The following is a 20,600-nucleotide window of genomic DNA, read 5'->3' on the forward strand; positions in this document are numbered from 1 at the left end:
TTCAATTCAATGACCTGAAGGAAAGGTGCCCCGGGGTGGAGATGACAACGCTGGTGCTCATCGCGGCGCTGGTGTTCACCGTGCCCGGAGCCTCGCTCGGCTGGATCTCCGGCCTGCGCCTGCCCTGGGCGCTCGCCGCCTCCATCCCGGTCACCTTCGGGCTCTACGGCCTGGCGGGCTGGGTGCTCGGGCAGCTGGACATCCGCTTCGACTGGCTGACCTTCGCCGTCTTCTGGGCGCTGTGCGTGCTGCCCGCCGGCCTGTGGCGCGGTGGCTTCCTGCTTGCTTCTCGACGCCGCGCGCGGCGCGCCGCGGTGGAGGAGGGGGACGTCGATACGCGGCCGACCCCCTGGTGGCGGACCCGGGAGGGGCGCCGTGGCGGGATCCTCGACCCGGCCTGGATCCTCCCCTTCGCCGGGGTGGCCACCGGAGCGTGGCTGATCATCGACCACACCCGGCGGCTCTTCGAGGAGGTCCCGCACGGGCTGGGCAACATCGTCCAGGGCTGGGACGTGCACTGGCACGCCTCGATGGTGCGGTGGTTCATGGACGCCGGGATCGGCGATCCCACCCGGATGGGCGAGCTCCGCAACATCGAGACGGGCAACGACCTCTACTACCCGTCCGCGTGGCACATCGGCGCCGGACTGGCAGGCGAGGCCGCCAACATCAGCCCCATCGAGGCGCTCAACCTCACGAGCATGGTGCTGCCCGGGATGCTGCTGCCGCTCTCGGCGGCGCTCATCGCCTGGAAACTCATCGGTCGGGTCGGGCTGACCGCCCAGATCGCGGCGGGCATCGCGGGTATCGCGGTGTTCGCCTCGCCGGTGCTCATGTGGATCGGCACGTACACCGGCATGTGGCCCTACCTAGCGTCGATGTCCGCGGTGGGCGTGGTCATCGCGCTGTTCATGCACGTGCCGTACCGCCCGGTGGCGGCGCTGGCGGCGATGCTGGCGTTCACCGGCCTGGTGCAGATGCACCCGGCCCCGGTCACCGTGGTGGTCATGGTGCTGGCCCTGTGGTGGCTGCTCCACCTCGTGTGGGCCCCGTCCCGCCGCCCGGAGAACGCGCGGCAGCACGTGCTCATCCGCCTGCAGGACCTCGGATGGCTGGCGCTGTCGGGTGGCCTGGGTGTGCTCATCCTCCTGCCGCAGCTGCTCAGCGGCTCCGAGGCGACCGAGGAGGTGTCCTCCTTCTCGGCGGTGGAGGACGTCACCCGGCAGGCCTCGTGGGACATGGCGATCCACATGCAGACCCGCCACTCGGACTTCTTCCCGCACCTCAACCAGACCCTCCTGCTGTGGCTGGCCGGCGGCGGGGCGATCGCGCTGCTGCTGTGGCGCCGCAACCTGTGGGGCCCGCTGTTCTGGTTCCTCTCCGTGGCGCTCACCGCCAACGCGCTGCTGCCCTTCGACAACGTGTGGGGCGAGTGGCTGGCGGTCATCGGCAACCTCCACTACTCCACGGCGCACCGCCTCGTCATGCCGGTGGCCCTGTTCACCTTCGCGGCGGCGGCGGTGGGCGTGGCCGTCCTCGTCCGGCTGCTCGCGCTCGCGCCGCTGCGGATGCGGGCGCCGTGGACGCAGGTCTCGCTCGTCGTCTCCCTCGTCCTCGCCCTCGGCGCCGGGTGGGGCACCACCGTGTGGGCCACTCGCGACACCGTCCTCGAGGGCCTGGAGCCCTCGATGAACGGGCCCCGGCACGATGACCGGATGGTCTCCGAGGCCGACATCCGCGCCTTCGACTGGCTGGCCAAGCAGCCGGGCGCCTACGAGGGCACCATCTTCGGCGAGCCGGCCGACGGCCACGGCTGGATGTACGCCTACAACGGCCTGCCCTCCGTCATGCGCCACTACCTGTGGCCGCACGTCAACCGCGCCTCCGACACCGACCTGCTCTACTGGCACCCGAACCTCATCGGCGTGGGCAACCACGGCGACCCGGAGCAGGAGAACAACGTGGACAAGGCCGCCACGCGGATGGGCGTGAAGTACTACTTCGTCTCCCCGTGGAGCTTCTGGGGCTTCCAGGATCCCCGCTTCGAGATGATCGACGGGCTGTGGGAGACCCCCGGCGTCACCCCGGTCTACCGCGACCTCAATGTCGCCGTCTTCGCCGTCAACCAGGCGTTCAGCGACGAGGAGCTGCAGGCGATGCGCGCCCCGGGCAACTCCCCGGAGGAGCTGCCGCCGTTGACTCTCGACGCCACCGGCAACCCCACCTTCCACCGGCCCACCAAGCCGGACTCCGGCGGCGACGCGCCGGTGGAGAGCCCGGGGAATCCGGCGCTCGACCAGCCTCCGGTTGAGATCCCCGCCACCCGCCCGTAGTCTGACGGCGTAGTCGCCCCGGGGGTCGGGGCGGGCTGTCATCAAGGGGGAGATGGCATGACGCAGACACTGCTGCCCACCACGCGGGCGCAGGTGACCGGGCACCGGTTCCTGCGGCGCCGCGTCGAGCACGGGCTGGTCTTCGGCGACATCCGCATGATCCATGATCCGCTGGCCGCCCGCTCCCGCGCCCTGCTCTTCGGGGTGGTGGCCGTCGTGCTCATCGGCCTGGGGGCCGGCCTGCTCGCCTGGCTGCGCCCCGCAGCCCACCCCGGGCAGTCCCCGATCCTGCAGACCGCGGACGGCGCACTGTTCGTGCGTATCGACGACCGCGTCCACCCCGTGAGCAACCTCGCCTCCGCGCGGCTCATCGCCGGGGAGGCCGCGGACCCCGCGCGGATCGGCGACGGGGTGCTCGGGGAGATCGATCGCGGCGTGCCGCTCGGGGTGCACCCGGCGCCGCTGGTGCTCGCCGACGAGTCCGCCGACGAGTCCGCCGCGGAGTCCACGTGGTCCGCCTGCGCCGACGCGGAGACCGTGACCGTGGCGGTGGGGGAGCACACCTCGCCGCTGGGCGGGCATCGCGGGGTGCTCGCCGAGGGGGCCGGGGCCCAGTGGCTGCTCACCACCGAGGGGCGCCACCAGCTGCCGCACGCGGAATCCCCGGAGGGGCGTATGGTGCGCCGCGCCCTGGGCATCACCGCGGAGACCCCGCGCTGGCACCCGCCGGTGGAGGTGCTGGGAGCGGTCGCCGAGCTGGCCCCCGTCACCCTCCCGGAGCTGCCCACCGAGATCCTCGACACCGGGGCCGGGCTGTGGGCGGTGCTGCCTGAGGGGGTGGCGCGGCTGAGCAGCGTGCAGGCGGAGGTGCTGGCGGAGGCCGGGGTGGCGCGGCGGGTGGTGCTGCGGGAAGCGCTGGCCGCCCATCCGGACGCCCCCTTCGACCTGCGCCTGCCCGCCGTGGCCCCGCTGTTTCTCGACCCCGCGGAGGTGACCGTGTGCGCGAGCGGGGGCCGGGTGGGCATCCTGGTGTCGGACACGCCCCCGGTGACCCTGTCGGGAAAGGGGGTGGCCGCCGAGTTCCGCAGTGACACCCGCAGCGCGCGGGCGGTCGACACCGGTCACGGGCACCACCTCATCGACGCGACGGGACTGCGGCACGCCGTACCGGAGCGGGCGGACCTGGCGGCGCTGGGTGTGGGGGAGCCGCAGTCGGCCCCGTGGTCGGTGATCCGCCTCCTGCCGGAGGGCCCGCCGCTGAGCCGTCAGGCCGCGTCCCGGGCGAGCTACTGAGGGGCCGCCTGCAGAATCTGACGTATCTACATCTGCCGAACAGGGACGATGCAGGGAATTGACGGGTGTTCAGGTGAGCTTCTGCACACCGCCGGCGGGAACTCCCCGGCTCCGTGACACGTTGAATGATCATGCCCTCGATGAGAGAGATGGTGTCGGAGCGGATCGAGCGGATCGGCGACACCCACGTCCGCGCCAAGGACGGCCGCTACGGCTTCCTCGTGCGCCCGCTGACGTTGGCTCTCGGGTGGACGGTGCTCATCGTCGGGCTGGTGACCATCCCGCTGCCCGGGCAGGGCTGGCTGACCACGTTCCTCGGCGTGGGCATCCTCTCCCTGGAGCAGAAGTGGGCGAAGAATCTGCTGGTCCGCGGCGTGCACCTCTATGACCGCTTCTTCGAGTGGTTCCACCGCCAGCGGCAGTCGGTGCGGATCACGCTGGTGATCCTGCTCATCGTCGTCATCTGGGTGGTGTTCATCGCCCTGACCTACGGGGCCTGGCGCGCCGGCACCCTCGACTTCCTCACCCCCTACGCCAACCGGCTCGGACTGGTCCGATGAGGAGGGCGGCCACCGCCGCCGCCCCCAGCACCTGCAGCGCCGTGCGCCCGGTCGCCGCCTCCCTGACCGGCTGCGTATCGACGCCCACCTCCCGCCCCGCCACCCGGTAGTCAGCGAGCAGGTGACTCGTGGCCGCGTACGGGTCGATGACCCCGTGGCCGGGGGAGGCGGACTGGAGCAGGCGCTGGCGGATGTCCGCGGCGCTGTCGTGCGGGTGCCTCTCCCGCAGCAGGGCCGCCACCCCGGAGACCACCGGGGCGGAGAAGCTGGTGCCCTCGAACCCGGCCTCGGTGCCCTGGGGGTGTCGGGTGCCCGCGGCCCAGCCGTGACCGTGCGGGGACAGGCCGACCGGCACCCGCCCGGGCGCGGCGAGATCCCCCACGCTGAGGGTGTAGTCGGCGAGTGCGTGCGGGTCGCCGGGGTGGACCGCCGCCACGGAGAGCACCGTCTCCTCGCCCGCGGGGTAGACCGCCATGCCCGGCTGGCACTGCCCGCCGACATTGCCCGCCGCGGCGATGACGATCACCCCCTCCGCCTCCGCGCGGTGGAGGGCGTCGTGGAGGGGGCGGGCGTCGAGAAGCAAGGAGGCGTCGAGGCAGGAGACGACGGAGATGTTGATCACCCGGGCGCCCGCGTCGAGCGCCCGGTGGATGCCTTCGGTGAGGGTGGCGAGGGTGCCGCCGGCGGTGTCGCGGTAGTGGCCGCTGGACTGGCGCACGCTGAGGATCTGCGCGCCGGGCGCGATGCCGCGGATGACCCCGGCGACGACCGTGCCATGGCCGTCGCAGTCGAGGAGGGGATCGGGGGCGGCCGGGCTGACCAGGTCGGCGAGCGCTTCGACGTGCCCCAGCTCCGGGTGCGGGGCGACGCCGGTATCGATGACCGCCACCCGGACCCCCTCCCCGCGGGCGAGCGGCAGGTGGGGCTGCGCGTGCCAGGGCGGGGGTTCGGCCTCGAGCGGATGCACGCACCCGACATCCTGCGCCGCGGCCGGGATGGGGCCGAGAAGGCCGCTGAACAGCGCCAACCCCAGCGCGGCGCGTCTCATCCCAGCCCCCGGATGAGCGCGAAGAGCCCGGCCAGGTGGGCGGCCAACGGGGGGGTGGCGGCCAGGGCCAGGGACTCCGCGCGCTCCCACCACACCACCGCCGTCGGCTCGAGCCGGGGGATGCGCTCCGCCCACAACGGGGCCGACAGCGCCGCCGCGCCGATACCCGCGGCGAGCACCCACTGCGCCGGATGGCCGGGGTCCGCGGCGGCCCAGGCGCTGCCGAGGCAGGCACAGAGCCCCGTTAGCGACCACGCCCACGCGGCCATGGCCTGGCGGTGCCGCACGGCGTGGAGGAGGACGGCCCCGGCGGTGGCCGTGCACAGGGCCTGCACGAAGGCCCCGCCCTGCGCTCCGGTCCACAGCACCGCAGGCCCCACCAGCACTGCCGCCCCCAGGGCTGCGCCCTCGTGGAACAGGCGCGCGCGGCGGGCCTGCGCATCCACGTCCCCCGCAGGCTCGTCCGCCACCGCCAGATCCTGCCCGGCGGTGGGCAGGCGCGGCACCTGCAGGCCGGCGGCGCGGGTGGCCAGGCCGGGCAGCTGCCCGAGGAGCACCACCCCGCCGGCGACGATGAGCACCGCCGCCGCCAGCCCGGGTTCCGTCACATGGGCGGGCAGGAACAGCCCGACCGCGCCGAGGGCACCCAACCCGAGCACGGTGGCCGTGGCCGCCGTGGTCCGCGTGCCGACACCTCGCAGGGCGATGAGCAGGACCAGTGCCGCTGCCGTGGCCCCCGCCGCGGCGAAGGCGGCCGGGCCGAGAGTGGCGGGGGCGGTGAGCTCGCCGGGGCGGGCGGACTCGAGCACCAGCGCGGCGGCCGCCGCCCCCGCCAGGGCGAGGATGACTCCGGCCAGCACCCGCAGCGAACGCCGCGACAGCAACACGGCCAGTGCCCCGAGAGTGGCCACGGACAGGGCCTGTGACCAGGGGAGATGTTCCTGGGCGATGAGTAGCACCGCGGCCGTCCCCGCCACCGCGCCGGCGGCGGCCAGATCCCGGGCACCGGCCTCGGCGCCGGATTCCGCCAACGCCTCTGCGGCGTCCCGGATCACCGGCAGCGCACCCTCGTGCCGCGGGGTGAGCACCACCACCGCACCGTGGTCGAGGGAGGTCTGGTGGAGGGGCACCGCCGGATCGAGCGGAACACCGGCGGCGGTGGTGGCCAGCCAGGGCCGCGAGATCCGCGGCGCACCCACCAGGGTGACGATCTCCGGGATCACCTCCCCCAACGTGGACCCGGCCGGCAGGGCGACATCCGCCTCCCGCTGGTACGCGCCGATCTGGAAACGCGTGGTCAGGCGCAGAACGTGGTCGATCGACACCGTGAGCTCCCCCTAGAGAATGCGGCGGGCACACCCCCTGCGCCCACATCACCCGGCATTGTCGCCCGGGTGGGCGGTGTTGTCCACCGGAGCGGGTTCACTCAGCGGGATCGGGGCGGGTGTTCTACTATCGCGGGCAACTGCACCGGTTGGGGTGACCGGTGCGACACAGCTGCCCAGGGGGTACAGACATGTCATTGCCTGCGCTGGACGCGCTCAGCCGGGACGTTGAACCACTGACACCGGCCGAACGCGAACCTGCCCCGCCGCTGCCGCAGGGCACTCTCCACGCGGAGCCGGTGCCTGCGGCGCAGCGGCCGGGGCAGGTGCCGTTGCTGCGCCTGCTCATGCCGGTGGTCATGGTCGCCGGCATGCTGGCGATGGTGGGCCTCATGATGCTGGGCGGGGCCGGGGCCAATCCGATGCTGTTGCTCATGCCACTCATGATGGGGATGTCGCTGCTCATGGTGTTCTCCCCGCAGCAGGGGGAGGACGCCGACGAGACCCGGCGGGCCTACCTGCGCCACCTCGGGGCTCTGCGGGCGAAGGCGCTGCGCCATGCGGAGCGGCAGCGCGCGCACGAACTGCACCGGCACCCGGAGCCGGGCGAACTGTGGACCTACGTCGATGGACGACGCCTGTGGGAGCGTGGGCCCGAGGATGCCGACACCCTCGAGGTGCGCATCGGGCGCGGCGCCACCGCGCTGTGCACCCCGGTGCAGGTGCCGGATTCGGGGGCGGCCGAGGATCTCGATCCGGTGTGTGCGGTGAGCCTGCGCCGGACCGTGCAGGCGGTGGGCACGTGCCCGGACATGCCGGTCGCCGTGCAGCTGCAGGCCTTCCGCTACCTGGGTATCGCGGGGCGCGGGGCGGGGGATTTGGCCCGCGCGATCGTCGCCCAGCTGGTGGTGGCGCACGGGCCGGAGACCGTCGCAGTTGAGGCGGTCGGCGAGGGGTGGGAGTGGCTGAAATGGCTGCCCCACACCCGGTGCCCGGCGGCCGCGCGCCACCGCATCCTCATCGTCGATCACACGACCACCACCGGCACCGAGCCGTATATCGACGACCCGGCGTGGACGACGATCATCGATGTCGGCTCCCGCGCCACCACCGCCCTCGGGGTGCGGGCGGAGCAGGAGGGCCTGGCGCTCAGCGCCGACGGGGACCTGGTGGCGCATACTGCGGCGGGCGTCGAGAAGCTCGGGGAGGCCGACGGCCTGCGGCCGGAGGAGGTGCTCCTGCTGGCGCGGGCGCTCACCCGCTACCGGCGCCCCGACGGGGCGACCGCGGCGGGCGGCCGGGACCTCATGTCCCTCATCGGGGCGGCGGACATCGAGGCACTGACGCCGGAGACGCTGTGGCCCGGGCGGGAGCTGAGCCGGCAGCGGCTGGTCGTGCCCATCGGGACGACGGAGCAGGGAACGCCGGTGCGCCTCGACCTCAAGGAATCCGCGCAGGGCGGAATGGGGCCGCACGGGCTGTGCATCGGCGCGACCGGTAGCGGTAAATCGGAGCTGCTGCGCACGCTCGTCGTCTCCCTGGCGGCGACGCACAGCCCCGACGAGCTCAACCTCGTGCTCGTCGATTTCAAGGGCGGCGCCACGTTCCTCGGCTGCGAGGGGCTGCCGCACACCTCGGCGGTGATCACCAACCTGGCGGATGAGGCCGTGCTGGTGGAGCGCATGTTCGACGCCATCTCCGGGGAGCTCAACCGCCGCCAGGAGGTGCTGCGCGAGGCCGGGAACTTCGCCAACGTCACCGAGTACACCACCGCCCGGCTGGGAGGGCGCGACCTGCCGCCGCTGCCGGCGCTGGTCATCGTCGTCGACGAGTTCTCCGAGCTGCTGGCCGCCCACCCCGACTTCGCGGACCTCTTCGTCGCCGTCGGCCGCCTCGGCCGTTCCCTCCACGTGCACCTGCTCCTGGCCAGCCAGCGCCTCGAGGAGGGGCGCCTGCGCGGGCTGGATTCGCACCTGTCCTACCGCATCGGCCTGAAGACCTTCTCGGCGGCGGAATCCCGCCAGGTTCTCGGCGTCACCGACGCCCATCACCTCCCGGCCCGCCCGGGCGCCGGCTTCCTGCGGCACGATTCCACCCTCACCCGCTTCCAGGCGGCGTATGTCTCCGGCCCCCTCGAGCGCCGCGACGTCTCGGCGCTGCCCGGCGGCCACGGGCGCGTGGCGCTGTTCACCGGGTGGGAGCAGTTCGAGGAGGCCGAGGCCCCCACCGTCCTCGACGAATCCACGACGCTTCTCGACGCCGTCGTCGACCGCGCCCGCGCCACCGCCGCCGCCCGCGGCCAGGCGGCCCACCGCGTGTGGCTGCCGCCCCTGCCCCCGCTGGTGGAACTGGCCGGGGTGGCCGAACACGTCGGTGACCTGCGGGCCGTGGTGGGCATCATCGACCTGCCCTACCACCAGCGGCAGGATCCGCTCGTCCTCGACCTCACGGCGGCCGGGGGCCACGCGGCGGTGTGCGGGGGCCCGCAGTCCGGCAAGTCGACGGCGCTGCGCACCATCGTCAGCTCCCTCGCCGCCACCCACTCCACCGAGCTGCTGCGCTTCTACGTCCTCGACCTCGGCGGCGGACAGCTGGAGACCCTCGAACGGCTGCCCCATGTCGCCGGTGTCGCCGGGCGCGCGGACCCCGAGCGGGTGCGTCGCATCGTCGACGAGGTCACCGGCTTCGTCGACCACCCGGAACCCCGCCACACCTTCCTCGTCGTCGACGGTTGGCACACGGTGGCCGCTGACTTCGAGGACCTCCTCGAACCGTTGACGGCACTGGCCGCCGACGGGCCCTCCCACCGCGTGCACCTGCTGGTGTCCACCCCGCGGTGGACGGTGCTGCGGCCGGCGATCCGTGACCTCATCAGCCACCGCCTGGAGCTCAAACTCGGCGAGGCCATGGACTCCCTCGTCGACCGCAAGGCCCAGCAGAAGGTCCCCGCCCTCCCGGGGCGCGGCCTTGACCCGGAGGGTCGCCCCATGCTGCTGGCCTTGAGCTCCAACCAGGACATCGCGCACATCGCCCAGACCGCCGCGGCGAACGGGGTGGAACCGGTGCCCCGCCTCCGGGTCCTGCCGCCGCTGGTCACCCTGGCCGAGCTCGCGGACGCGCCGGGCATCCTGCTGGCCGTCGGCGGCCCGCGCCTGAGCATCCTGACCTGGGATCCGGCGCTCAGCCCGCACCTGGTGTGCATCGGCGGGCAGGGCTCCGGCAAGTCGACGGCGCTGGCGACGCTCATGTCCGGGATCTGCCGACAGGGGAGGGAGAAGGCACGCCTCGTGCTCATCGATCACCGCCGTGCGCACCTCGGCCGCATCGACGACTCCATGCTCGCCGCCTACTCCGCCACGACCACGGCCACCACCTCCACGCTGCGCGACGTGGCCACCACGCTCAGCGCCCGCCTGCCCGGAGCCGACATCACGCCCGCGCAGCTCGCGGCCCGCGACTGGTGGAGCGGGCCGGACATCTACGTCGTCATCGACGATCTCGACCTCGTCGCCGACCACGACCTCGCCCGCCTCAGCGAGCTGCTCCCGCACGCCCGCGACATCGGCCTCCACCTCGTCCTCGCCCGCAAGGCGGGCGGCATCGGCCGCGCCATGTTCGCCCCGTTCCTCTCCGCCGTCCGCGACCAGATCCCCGCCGTCCTGCTTCTCGACGCCGACCGTGACGAAGGAGCCGTCTTCGGCATCCGACCCCGCGCCCAGCCTCCCGGCCGGGGCACGTGGCAGGTCCGCGGCGAGACGATCGGCGTCTGCCAGGTCGCCGTCCCCCGCCCCACCGAGGAGGAAACATGAGTGCCCCGACTGTTCCCACCACCTTGACCATCACCGTCCTCGACACCGCCACCATCTTCGAGGGCCCCGACACCGTCTACCGCTACGACCTGCCGGGCACCGGCATCATCGACGGCTGGGCGCTCGCCGCCGTCCTCGACCAGGCCAAGGAACTGTGCAGCCTGCACTGGCCGGACGTGGAGATCGTCATCGACGCCGACGATCCCACCACCGAGGTGCTCACCCGCTCCCTGCTCAACAAAGGCGTCGCCGCCTACCCCTCCGAGGTGCTGCGGGAGACGGAGATCCCCCCGCCGGAGGAGGTGAGCATCACCCGCCCCACCGAATCCTCCGGCCGCCACCGCCTCGACCGGCCGGTGCAGCCCTTCCACGTGGTGATCGGCGTGGTCGTGCTGGCCATCGTGGGGCTGAGCTGGTGGGTGGTCGGCGGTCCTGCCGCCCCGGCGGAACCGGCCCCGGAGCCCGTCGCCCCGAGCAGCACCACACCCCCGCCGACACAGGACGCCACGGTGGCGTCCACCAGCCGGGAACCGGCCCCACGTTCCGTGCTGGAACACGAAAGGCTGCGGCTGGAGGCGCCCACCGGTTTCCGCATCGAGCAGCGCGAGGGCCTGCTCTACGCCACCGGCGAGGACCCCGCGCTGCGCATCCACGTCGCCGCCGACCCCGTCTACTCCGTGCCCTCCGAGGCCGTGGAGGCCCAGATCCACGCCATGATCGACCACGACGACACCCTCCACCCCCTCGACCCGGAACGCGCCGCGCGGGGAGTCCAGGTCATCCGCTACCGGGAGGAGCCTGGTGATGAATCCACGGTCACCTGGCACGCCTGGATCGAAAACGGCCACCAGCTCTCCGTCGGCTGCCACACCCGCCAGGCCCCCACGCTGCCGCAGGAGGCGGCGTGCCGGATGGTGCTCGACTCCCTCAGTGTGCTGTGACCTGCGCAAACGGCCAGGGTGGAAAATACTTGGCGGCGGGAGGGAACCTTTGGGCGGTTTACGGAGTCCAACAGTGGTGGATGGGCCGGACACCGGCCCGTCGGGAAGATCCACACAACTCGGGAGGGGCAGATATGACCCAGATGTTCAGGACCGAAGCCGATGTGATGCTGGCGACCGCCGGCCACGTCGACACCACCAACAACGAAGTACAGAGCGAACTGACCCGCCTGCAGGGCGTCGTCGACGGCGTCCGCGCCAACTGGACCGGCAGCGCCCAGACGTCCTTCGATTCCCTCATGCAGCGCTGGAACGTCTCCGCCGGGGAGCTGCGCGACGCACTGACCAGCATCTCCGACAACATTCGCCACAACGCCCGCTCCTTCGAGTCGATGGAGGCCGACAACACCCAGGCCTTCAGCGCCGTCGGCGGCCAGGGCCTCGCACTCTAGGAAGGAACGACACACAATGGACGCAATCAAGTACCAGTTCGGCGCCATCGAAGCCGCCGCCGGCGACATCAACGCCACCTCCGGCCGCATCACCGCGCTTCTCGACGACCTCCGAGCCCAGCTCCAGCCCATGGTGGCGACCTGGGAGGGAGATTCCGCTGCGGCTTATGCCGAGGCGCAGGCGAAGTGGGACCGCTCCGCCGCGGAGCTCAACTCCATCCTCGCCACCATCTCCCGCACCGTCAGTCAGGGCAATGAGCGCATGTCCGACGTCAACCGGATGGCCGCCGCCAGCTGGGGCTGATCCGACGGCGGCGGACCCGTTCTCTACTGACATAGGGGACAAGACGCGGACAGGGCCCGCCGCCTCTGACACGGCCGCCCGGGCAGGCGGCCGCCACGTGGATCCGCCCGCACCTTTCCTCCGGGGAAGGCGCGGGCGGTTCCGCCGATTCCGGGGTGCGGCGACAAGAGGGTCCCCCGCGTCCCGCCTCCCGACGGTTTGGTTTCCGCACACAGTGCCCCTTAGACTGTTCAAGTTGTGTGCGCTGCGCACGGGTCCCCACCGGCCGCCGTGTTCCAGCTATGCACCCACCAGCAGTATCCATGGCCGGCAGCTCCCAGACAGACTTTCAAGGAGTCATTAGTGTCTACTTACCACCCGAAGAGCGGTGACATCACCCGTAAGTGGTACGTCATCGACGCCACCGATGTGGTGCTGGGCCGTCTCGCCACCCACGCAGCCGATCTGCTGCGCGGCAAGGGCAAGCCCCAGTTCACCCCGAACGTTGACTGCGGCGACCACGTCGTCATCATCAACGCCGACAAGGTTCACGTGTCCTCCAACAAGCGTGACCGCGAGATGCGCTACCGCCACACCGGCTACCCGGGTGGTCTGCGCTCCATGACCCTGGGCAAGGCTCTGGACACTCGTCCGGAGCGCGTGGTCGAGGAAGCTATCACCGGCATGATGCCGCACAACAAGCTCTCCCGCGCTTCCGTGAAGAAGCTCCACGTTTTCGCTGGTTCTGAGCACCCCTACGCCGGCCAGCAGCCCGAGACCTACGAGATCAAGCAGGTGGCACAGTGACCGAGCAGAACGAGAACCTGAACGAGGACCTCAACGTGGCTGAGGCCGGCGACATCGAGGCCGCCACCGCCGCCACCGAGGAGTTCAACTACACCATCGGCGACGCCGTGGCTGTCGAGGCCTCCGAGGAGGAGACCATCGAGGCTGCCGCTCCGATCGAGCTGGACGGCCCGATCCAGACCGTCGGTCGTCGTAAGCGCGCCATCGCGCGTGTCCACCTGGTCGCCGGCTCCGGCGAGATCACCTGCAACGGTCGCCCGATCGCGGAGTACTTCCCGAACAAGCTGCACCAGCAGGACATCATGCAGCCGCTCGCTCTCCTCGAGCGCGAGGGCCAGTTCGACATCAAGGCCAACATCTCCGGTGGCGGCCCGACCGGCCAGTCCGGCGCCCTGCGCCTGGCCATCGCCCGTGCACTGAACCTGTACAACCCGGCTGACCGCGCCGCCCTGAAGAAGGCCGGCCTGCTCACCCGTGACGCTCGTGCCGTCGAGCGTAAGAAGGCTGGTCTGCACAAGGCACGTCGTGCCCCGCAGTACTCCAAGCGCTGATACTTCCGCTGCTTGCCGCACGCCGCTCCACCTCAGGGTGGGGCGGCGTTCGCCGTTCCTGGACTCCGGCAGGCATAATGTCCGACATGACTCGACTCTTCGGTACTGATGGTGTTCGCGGCCTGGCGAACAAGGATCTCACTGTGTCCCTGGCTCTGCAGCTGGGGGCGGCGGCCGCGCACGTGCTCACGCAGCACCGCCAGTCGAGTGAGCGTCGTCCCATCGCCATCGTCGGCCGCGATCCCCGTGTCTCGGGCGAGATGCTGGCCGCCGCGCTGTCGGCCGGCATGGCCTCCCGCGGTGTCGACGTCCTGCGGGTGGGCGTCATCCCGACCCCGGGTGTCGCGTTCCTCACCGATGATTACGGCGCGGACCTGGGCGTCATGATCTCCGCCTCCCACAACCCGATGCCGGACAACGGCATCAAGTTCTTCTCTGCCGGCGGGCGCAAGCTGCCGGATGCGGTGGAGGATGAGATCGAGGCCGCCATGGCCTCCCTCCCGGACAACGGGCCGACCGGCACCGGTGTCGGGCGTGTCATCGAGGAGTCCCCGGATGCCCAGGGGCGCTATCTCGCGCACCTGGCGGAGGCTTCCCCGGTCGACCTCAGCGGCATCAAGGTCGTCGTCGATGCGGCGAATGGTGCGGCGTCTGTCGTCGCGCCGAAGGCCTATGCGGCGGCGGGCGCGGAGGTCATCGCGATCCACAACAAGCCCAACGCCTACAACATCAACGACAACTGCGGCTCCACGCACATCGATCAGCTGCAGAAGGCCGTCCTCGAGCACGGCGCGCACCTGGGTCTGGCCCACGACGGTGACGCCGACCGCTGCCTGGCCGTCGACGCCGAGGGCAAGGTCATCGACGGCGACCAGATCATGGCCGTCCTCGCGGTGGCGATGAAGGAGAAGTCCGAGCTGCGCAAGAACACCCTGGTGGCCACGGTGATGTCCAACCTCGGTCTGCGCCTGGCGATGGAGGAGCAGGGCATCACCATGCTGGAGACCAAGGTCGGCGACCGCTACGTCCTGGAGGAGCTCAACGCCGGCGACTACCGCCTCGGCGGCGAGCAGTCCGGCCACATCGTTCTGCCGGTGCACTGCACCACCGGCGACGGCACCCTCACGGGCCTCAAGCTCATGGCGCGGATGGCGGAGACGGGTCAGTCGCTCGGTGAGCTGGCCGGGGTGATGACGGTCCTGCCGCAGGTGCTCATCAACGTCCCCGTGGAGAACAAGTCCGCCATCATGGGCTCGGACGCGGTCCGGGACGCCATCGTGGAGGCCGAGGCGGAGCTGGGTGCCACCGGCCGCGTGCTGCTGCGCCCCTCGGGTACCGAGGAGCTGTTCCGCGTCATGGTGGAGGCCGCCGAGACCGAGCAGGCCCGCCGTGTGGCGGGTCGTCTGGCGGCCGTGGTGGCAGCTGTTTAGGGTTTCTCGGGAACCTTTTGCCCTCTTGCGCAGTCCAATGATGGTGGGACCACTCACCACGGACGACGCAAGGGGGATTTTTCATGCCCGGAATTCACATTGACCACACTCAGGCTCTGACGGCGCTGGCGCGCATGCGTGCCGACGCCGAGGAGCAACACCACCGCCACGCCGGCAGCCGGCCCGCATTCGCGGCCGCCGCGGCCGGACGCGGGTTTCTCGACCGCGGGGCGGCGATTGCCGCGATGCTCGAGCAGGTGCACGCGGCGGGCGCCCGGCGGATCGATGCCCTCCGGGGGACCACGGAGGCGGCCGCGGCGCAGGTGCGGGTGTTCCGGGACGTCGATAAGCAGCTGGGAGGTGAGCTGGCATGAGCGACATCGCCGCCGGCTACCAGGGCGTGGAGCGGATGCTCATCGGCGCGTCGGCGGGGCGCTACGCGGGCGCGGGCGTGCGCCCGGCCGCGGTGGCGCAGGCGTTGAGCGCGACCGACGGGCTCGACCCGGGGATGATGCTGCGCCACACGCGCGCCGCCGTCACGGATTCGCACGCGCGGGGGCTGCGCGGGGGGATGCTCGACCAGGCCCTCGACCTCGTCGCGCAGACCGCCTTCGGCGAGATCCTCGGCCGCCTCTCCGACAGCGCCCAGGACTGGTTCCGCAACCGGGACAGCTCGGAAGAGCTTATCGACGCCGCCTCCCACGCCGCCGACGCCCTCCACGACGTCACCGGCACGTCGGAGGCCGCCTGCGGTGAGGTGCTCGGGGCGCTGGAGGCCGTCATCTCCCAGTTGTGTGCCTTCCTCACGCGGGTCGATCCGGCGCAGCATCCGGGCATCTTCGCGGAGTGTGTCGACGCGGGGGCGGAGCTCATCGATTCCGCGGGCAGCTGCATCGTCGACACCTGCCATGACCGGGATGCGGCCGTGGCGGGGTGCCTCGATGAGTTCCTCGGGCGGGGGCAGGCGGTGTGCGAGGAGCCCGCGGGGAAGAAGGTCCCGCAGGTCGCCGAGTGCGCGGAGCCGGAGCCGCCTGCGCCGCCGAAGAAGCCGGTGGCGGAGGTGCCTACGCCGCCGCAAGCCGCCGAACCACCGCCGCCGCCCAAGGAGCCGCAGCCTGCGGAACCGTCGGCACCTCCGAAGGAACCTCCCGCGCCACCGACAAAGCCGGTGGCGGAGGTGCCCACCGCACCGCAGACCCTGGAACCACCACCACCGGCGCCACCGAAGGAACCCGTGGCCCCGGAACCGGCGGAGAACTGCGTCGAGCCTGAGCCGGGTGCCGAGTTCTGCGGCGCGGCCGGGATGGTGGGAGTGGGCATAGTGCTGCTCGGACTGGCGCTGCTCATCGAGGCCGTGGCGGAGTGCGCGGTGCCGGAACCAACTCCCGCACCTGAACCCGCACCGGAACCCGCACCTGAACCCGCCCCGAAACCCGCCCCCGAACCACCACCGAAACCAGCGCCCGCCCCGGAGCCAACTCCCGAACCGCCGCCCCCTCCGAAGAAGGTGGAGGCGATGTCCGCGCCGCCGCCCCCTGCTGACCCCGGGCCCACCCCGCCGGCGGGCGCACGGAAGGCCGGTGCCTGGTGATGGAATTCGAGGAGTTCGCCCGCCAGTTCCGTCAGCGGACCACGCAGCGGATGATGGAGTTCGAGAAGGCCCTCGCGGAGGCGCAGGGGAGGGTGGAGAAGTCGGTGCGCCCGCCCAGCCCGCCCGCGCAGCGGCAGACCCCACCCCGTCCGGCGTCTGCTCGCGGTCGGGTGCAGGGTCTGCTGCGCAAGGAATGAGGAAGGAGTGAGGCTTAGATCCGGGTGCTGGCCCCCAGGTCGATGCCGGCCTTGTCGGCGAGGTCGGCGTCGGTGAAGGAGGTCACGCCCGGGCCCTCGGCCAGCTGCTCGGAGAAGGCGGAGTACTTGCGCTGGCCGCCGAGCTGGTGGAGGAGGAAACCGGTGAGCAGGCCGCGGGCGGTGTCCTGGGCGGAGTAGCGCGGGATGCCCTGGCCGAGGGCGAGCTTGACGAAGGTGTCCTCGGTGAAGGTGGCCTGGTTGCCGTTCTTCACCTCGCGGTAGACCACGTCACCGCCCCAGTTGAAGGCGACCTTGGCGGGGTTGCCGGGATCGAGGAGGTCACCGACGAGGCCGGGGTGGCCGCCGCCGATGACCAGGCCGGGAGCGGAGACCGCGCGGGCGGCCTCCACGGCGGGCGGGGCGGTGGCGGCGGGGTAGATGGCGCCGACGGCCTTGATGCGGGGGTTGTTGGCGGCGCAGAGGATGGCGGCGCCGCCGCCCATGCCGTGCCCGACGACGCCGAGCTTGCCGGGGGCGACGGTGACCTTGCCGTGGCCGAGTTTCACTCCGGCCGCGATCTGCAGGGCGGACTCCAGGTCAGCGGAGAGGCCGCGGTGGTCGGGGACGAAGCCGGTCTCGGTGTCGGGAGCGGCGACGACGATGCCCCAGCTGGCCAGGTGGCGCAGGGTGGCGTGGTAGGCCTTGATGGACTTGATCCAGTCGTGGCCGAAGGCGATCGCCGGGACGCCATTGCCTTCCGCGGGGGTGTAGATCTTGCCGGGCAGGCCGGCGTAGGAGAGGTCGCCGACGAGCACGCGGTGCGGACCGCGCTTGGACAGCTGGGCCAGATGCTTCTTCAGATTCGCAGACACGCTCCCAGGATAACGTCATCGGCATCGTTATGAACGTCACACCGGGAGAAAACCGGTCGTTGCGGGGCTGCGTGGGGAAGAAGGGGGCGTCGATAAGCGTGTGATACCTGTTATGGGACAGGCGGTGTCGTCTACGATTTCCTCCATGTGTGGAATTGTGGGATATGTCGGTGAACGACAGGGACTGAACCTGGCGCTGGAAGCGCTGCGACGCATGGAGTACCGCGGGTACGACTCGTCGGGCATCGCCGTCAACGACGGGCAGATCAGCGTGGTGAAGAAGGCGGGCAAGCTCGCCAACCTGGAGGCCGTCCTCGAGGACATGCCGGGCACCACCGCGATCGGCCACACGCGCTGGGCCACGCACGGCCGACCCACCGATGAGAACGCGCACCCGCACGTCTCCTTCGACGGGCGGGCGGCCATCGTGCACAACGGCATCATCGAGAACTTCTCCTCCCTGCGGCAGGAGCTTCTCGACGCCGGCCTCACCCTCGCCTCCGACACCGATTCGGAGGTCGCCGCCCATCTGCTCGCGCTGGCCTACAACGAAGGCCCGACGGCAGGCGATTTCCGGGCCTCCGCGCTGGCGGTGCTCGCCCGCCTCGAGGGTGCCTTCACGCTCCTGTTCACCCATGCGGATCACCCGGGGGAGATCATCGCCGCCCGGCGCTCGACGCCGCTCATCGTCGGCGTCGGGGAGGGCGAGATGTTCCTCGGCTCCGATGTCGCGGCCTTCATCGAGTACACGAAGAACGCGGTGGAGCTGGAGCAGGACAACGTGGTCATCATCACCCGCGACGGCTACGAGGTGCTCAACTTCGACGGCACGCCGGCGCAGGGTCGCCCCTTCACCATCGACTGGGATCTGGCGGCCGCGGAGAAGGGTGGCTTCGACTCCTTCATGATGAAGGAGATCCACGAGCAGCCCGCCGCCGTGCGCGACACCCTCGGTGGCCACTTCCACGATGGGCGCGTCTTCCTCGACGAATCGCAGATCTCCGAGCAGGACCTCAAGTCCATCAACCAGGTCTTCGTCGTCGCCTGCGGTTCCGCCTACCACTCGGGCCTGCTGGCCAAGTACGCCATCGAGCACTGGGTGCGCATCCCCGTGCAGATCGAGGTGGCCTCGGAGTTCCGCTACCGCGACCCGGTCCTCGACGAGCGCACCCTCGTCCTCGCCATCTCCCAGTCCGGGGAGACCGCCGACACCCTCGAGGCCGTCCGCCACGCCAAGACGCAGGGGGCGAAGGTGCTCGCGGTGTGCAACACCAACGGTTCCCAGATCCCGCGAGAATCCGACGCCGTCCTGTATACCCACGCCGGCCCCGAGATCGGCGTGGCCTCCACGAAGGCCTTCCTGGCGCAGGTCGCCGCGAACTACATCGTCGGCCTGGCGTTGGCGCAGGCCAAGGGCACGAAGTACCCGGACGAGATCGCCGAGATCTGGGCCTCCCTCGAGGAGATCCCCGCCAAGATCGAGGAGCTTCTCGACGTCCGCGAGCAGATCGGCTCCATCGCCGACGAGCTCGGCGCCGTGCAGACCATGCTCTTCCTCGGCCGGGGCGTCGGCTTCCCCGTCGCGCTGGAGGGGGCCCTCAAGCTCAAGGAACTCGCCTACATCCACGCCGAGGGTTTCCCGGCGGGTGAGCTCAAGCACGGGCCCATCGCGCTCATCGAGGACGACCTGCCCGTGGTGGTTGTCGTCCCGTCGCCGCGCGGGGTGAAGCTGCTGCACTCCAAGATCGTCTCCAACATCCAGGAGATCCGGGCGCGCGGCGCGAAGACCATCGTCATCGCCGAAGAAGGCGATGAGGCGGTGCGGGAGTTCGCCAACTACCTCATCGAGATCCCCGCGACCTCCTCGATCATGCAGCCCCTCCTGGCCACCGTGCCGCTGCAGTTCCTCGCCGCGGACATCGCCCGCGAGTGCGGCAACGAGGACATCGACAAGCCGCGCAACCTGGCCAAGTCCGTCACCGTGGAGTAGCCCCGGCCGCGAGCCGGTGCAGGCGGGGCACCGGCATCCGCCGGTCCAGGGCAGCGGCGGCGCCGTGCTCGGGCCAGCGGATGATGAAGGAGCGTTCCTCCAGGGAGCCCTCCACCACCTCCGGGGCCACCTCCTCCCGGGGTGGGGTGCCCGAGACCTTGAGGTTGACGCCCCACTGGTCGGTCCAGAAGTAGAAGGGGTGGTGGCGTTCGGGGGCGGCGTCGCCGTCCAGCAGCCCGCCCGCCGCGATGCGCCCCTGCTCGAGGGCGGAGGTCCACACCGGGGAGCGGCGGGGGCCGTCCGGGCCGTCGATCCAGCACACGTCGCCACAGGCGACGATGCCCGGGTGGCCGAGAACGCGCTGGCGGGTGTCGACGAGGAGGCGGGCGTCGATAAGCAGGCCGGAATCGGCCAACCACCCGACATCCGGGTCGTCGCCGATGCCCGTGAACACGATGTCCGAGGCGAGGACCTCCCCGGAGGGGAGGGTGACGGCCATCCCGGTGTCGGTCTCCGCGACGCTCTCGACGAGCGTGTCGAGGATCCGCACCCCCGCCTCCGCGGCCAGCTCCGCGAGGATCCCGCCGAGCAGCGGGCCCAGGTGCTGGGAGAGGGGCACACCCGGGTTGAGCAGCGTCACCTCGCAGCCGAGGCCGACGGCGCCGGAGGCCACCTCCATGCCGAGGGGTCCGCCGCCGATGATGCTCACCCGGGGGCGCTGCAGCAGGCGTTCACGCAGGACCTGCGCGTCGGCGAGGAAGCGCAGGGTGAATTCGCGCGGGGAATCGGTGAGGCGGCGGGCGCGCGAACCGGTGGCGATGACGAGCCCGTCGTAGGGGAGGGCGGTGGTGTCGTCGAGAAGCACGGTGCGTGCGGCCGTGTCGAGGGACACCGCCCGGCGGCCGAGCAGCTCGGTGGCCTCCCCGAAGGAGGGCAGCGGGGCGATGTCGCTGCCGGCGCCGGGCAGCAGCGCGGCCTTCGACAGGGAGGGGCGCGGGTAGGCGGGGACGTCCTCGGCACCGATGTAGGTGAGCTCGCCGGCGAAACCCCGTTGCCGTAGCGTGTCGCCGCAGGTGAGGCCGGCGATGCTGTGGCCGACGATGACGATGCGTTCCATC

The 20,600-nt window shown here is 71.5% G+C and carries 18 protein-coding genes; 14 read left to right on the top strand and 4 right to left on the bottom strand.

Annotated elements, in window-relative coordinates; all coding sequences use genetic code 11:
• The first annotated feature begins 41 nt into the window (after positions 1–41).
• From ACFPUZ_RS11415 to ACFPUZ_RS11425, 3 genes are all read left to right on the top strand, one after another.
• Positions 42–2,333 carry a DUF6541 family protein gene (locus ACFPUZ_RS11415; RefSeq protein WP_377002266.1) on the top strand — a complete coding sequence of 764 codons (2,292 nt, stop codon included), beginning with the start codon at positions 42–44 and terminating at the stop codon, positions 2,331–2,333.
• 57 nt (positions 2,334–2,390) lie between these two features.
• Complete coding sequence (eccB, locus tag ACFPUZ_RS11420; RefSeq protein WP_377002019.1) at positions 2,391–3,626, top strand: type VII secretion protein EccB; 1,236 nt, start codon at positions 2,391–2,393, stop codon at positions 3,624–3,626.
• A 131-nt stretch (positions 3,627–3,757) separates the two neighbouring features.
• Complete coding sequence (locus ACFPUZ_RS11425) at positions 3,758–4,186, top strand: TIGR02611 family protein (RefSeq protein ID WP_377002020.1); 429 nt, start codon at positions 3,758–3,760, stop codon at positions 4,184–4,186.
• On the opposite strand, the gene ACFPUZ_RS11430 is transcribed toward ACFPUZ_RS11425, so the two are convergent.
• Entirely contained in the window at positions 4,149–5,234 is a 1,086-nt protein-coding gene (locus ACFPUZ_RS11430; protein ID WP_377002021.1) for a S8 family serine peptidase, read from the bottom strand. The two genes, ACFPUZ_RS11425 and ACFPUZ_RS11430, sit on opposite strands and share 38 nt — an antisense overlap.
• Positions 5,231–6,559: a type VII secretion integral membrane protein EccD gene (gene eccD, locus ACFPUZ_RS11435; RefSeq protein WP_377002022.1), complete on the bottom strand. Its 1,329-nt coding sequence runs from the start codon at positions 6,557–6,559 to the stop codon at positions 5,231–5,233. Before eccD ends, ACFPUZ_RS11430 begins: the two co-directional genes overlap by 4 nt.
• 191 nt (positions 6,560–6,750) lie before the next feature.
• On the opposite strand from eccD, the gene eccCa reads away from it, so the two are divergent.
• From eccCa to ACFPUZ_RS11485, 10 genes are all read left to right on the top strand, one after another.
• Positions 6,751–10,368 carry a type VII secretion protein EccCa gene (gene eccCa / locus ACFPUZ_RS11440; RefSeq protein WP_377002023.1) on the top strand — a complete coding sequence of 1,206 codons (3,618 nt, stop codon included), beginning with the start codon at positions 6,751–6,753 and terminating at the stop codon, positions 10,366–10,368.
• The gene (locus ACFPUZ_RS11445; protein WP_377002024.1) at positions 10,365–11,309 is read left to right on the top strand and encodes a type VII secretion-associated protein; all 945 of its coding nucleotides are present in this window, start codon (positions 10,365–10,367) and stop codon (positions 11,307–11,309) included. Before eccCa ends, ACFPUZ_RS11445 begins: the two co-directional genes overlap by 4 nt.
• A 134-nt stretch (positions 11,310–11,443) precedes the next feature.
• A complete protein-coding gene (locus ACFPUZ_RS11450) occupies positions 11,444–11,761 on the top strand; it encodes a WXG100 family type VII secretion target (RefSeq protein ID WP_377002025.1) in 318 nt (105 codons plus the stop codon).
• 16 nt (positions 11,762–11,777) lie between these two features.
• A complete protein-coding gene (locus tag ACFPUZ_RS11455) occupies positions 11,778–12,065 on the top strand; it encodes a WXG100 family type VII secretion target (protein ID WP_377002026.1) in 288 nt (95 codons plus the stop codon).
• A gap of 342 nt (positions 12,066–12,407) precedes the next feature.
• Positions 12,408–12,851: a 50S ribosomal protein L13 gene (gene rplM / locus ACFPUZ_RS11460; protein ID WP_085549458.1), complete on the top strand. Its 444-nt coding sequence runs from the start codon at positions 12,408–12,410 to the stop codon at positions 12,849–12,851.
• On the top strand, positions 12,848–13,402 hold the full coding sequence (rpsI, locus tag ACFPUZ_RS11465; RefSeq protein ID WP_377002027.1) for a 30S ribosomal protein S9: 555 nt from the start codon (positions 12,848–12,850) through the stop codon (positions 13,400–13,402). The genes rplM and rpsI overlap by 4 nt, the downstream gene beginning before the upstream one ends.
• An 86-nt stretch (positions 13,403–13,488) precedes the next feature.
• Positions 13,489–14,832, top strand: a complete 1,344-nt coding sequence (gene glmM, locus ACFPUZ_RS11470) for a phosphoglucosamine mutase (protein WP_377002028.1) — start codon at positions 13,489–13,491, stop codon at positions 14,830–14,832.
• An 83-nt stretch (positions 14,833–14,915) separates the two neighbouring features.
• Positions 14,916–15,206: a hypothetical protein gene (locus tag ACFPUZ_RS11475; RefSeq protein WP_377002029.1), complete on the top strand. Its 291-nt coding sequence runs from the start codon at positions 14,916–14,918 to the stop codon at positions 15,204–15,206.
• Positions 15,203–16,423, top strand: a complete 1,221-nt coding sequence (locus ACFPUZ_RS11480) for a hypothetical protein (RefSeq protein ID WP_377002030.1) — start codon at positions 15,203–15,205, stop codon at positions 16,421–16,423. Before ACFPUZ_RS11475 ends, ACFPUZ_RS11480 begins: the two co-directional genes overlap by 4 nt.
• Positions 16,420–16,620 carry a hypothetical protein gene (locus ACFPUZ_RS11485; protein WP_377002031.1) on the top strand — a complete coding sequence of 67 codons (201 nt, stop codon included), beginning with the start codon at positions 16,420–16,422 and terminating at the stop codon, positions 16,618–16,620. Before ACFPUZ_RS11480 ends, ACFPUZ_RS11485 begins: the two co-directional genes overlap by 4 nt.
• Positions 16,621–16,634: 14 nt before the next feature.
• Here ACFPUZ_RS11485 and ACFPUZ_RS11490 read toward each other — a convergent pair whose 3' ends face one another.
• Positions 16,635–17,492 carry a poly(ethylene terephthalate) hydrolase family protein gene (locus ACFPUZ_RS11490; protein WP_377002032.1) on the bottom strand — a complete coding sequence of 286 codons (858 nt, stop codon included), beginning with the start codon at positions 17,490–17,492 and terminating at the stop codon, positions 16,635–16,637.
• A gap of 145 nt (positions 17,493–17,637) precedes the next feature.
• Between ACFPUZ_RS11490 and glmS the strand changes: the two genes are divergently transcribed.
• Positions 17,638–19,482, top strand: a complete 1,845-nt coding sequence (gene glmS, locus ACFPUZ_RS11495; protein WP_377002033.1) for a glutamine--fructose-6-phosphate transaminase (isomerizing) — start codon at positions 17,638–17,640, stop codon at positions 19,480–19,482.
• Here the strand turns inward: glmS and ACFPUZ_RS11500 are convergent.
• Positions 19,469–20,599 (bottom strand): NAD(P)/FAD-dependent oxidoreductase, encoded by a 1,131-nt coding sequence (locus tag ACFPUZ_RS11500; RefSeq protein WP_377002034.1) that lies wholly within the window; start codon positions 20,597–20,599, stop codon positions 19,469–19,471. The genes glmS and ACFPUZ_RS11500 overlap by 14 nt on opposite strands.
• Position 20,600 lies beyond the last annotated feature (1 nt).

Origin of the sequence: Corynebacterium nasicanis (assembly GCF_042658165.1) — a bacterium.
Taxonomy (GTDB): domain Bacteria; phylum Actinomycetota; class Actinomycetes; order Mycobacteriales; family Mycobacteriaceae; genus Corynebacterium; species Corynebacterium nasicanis.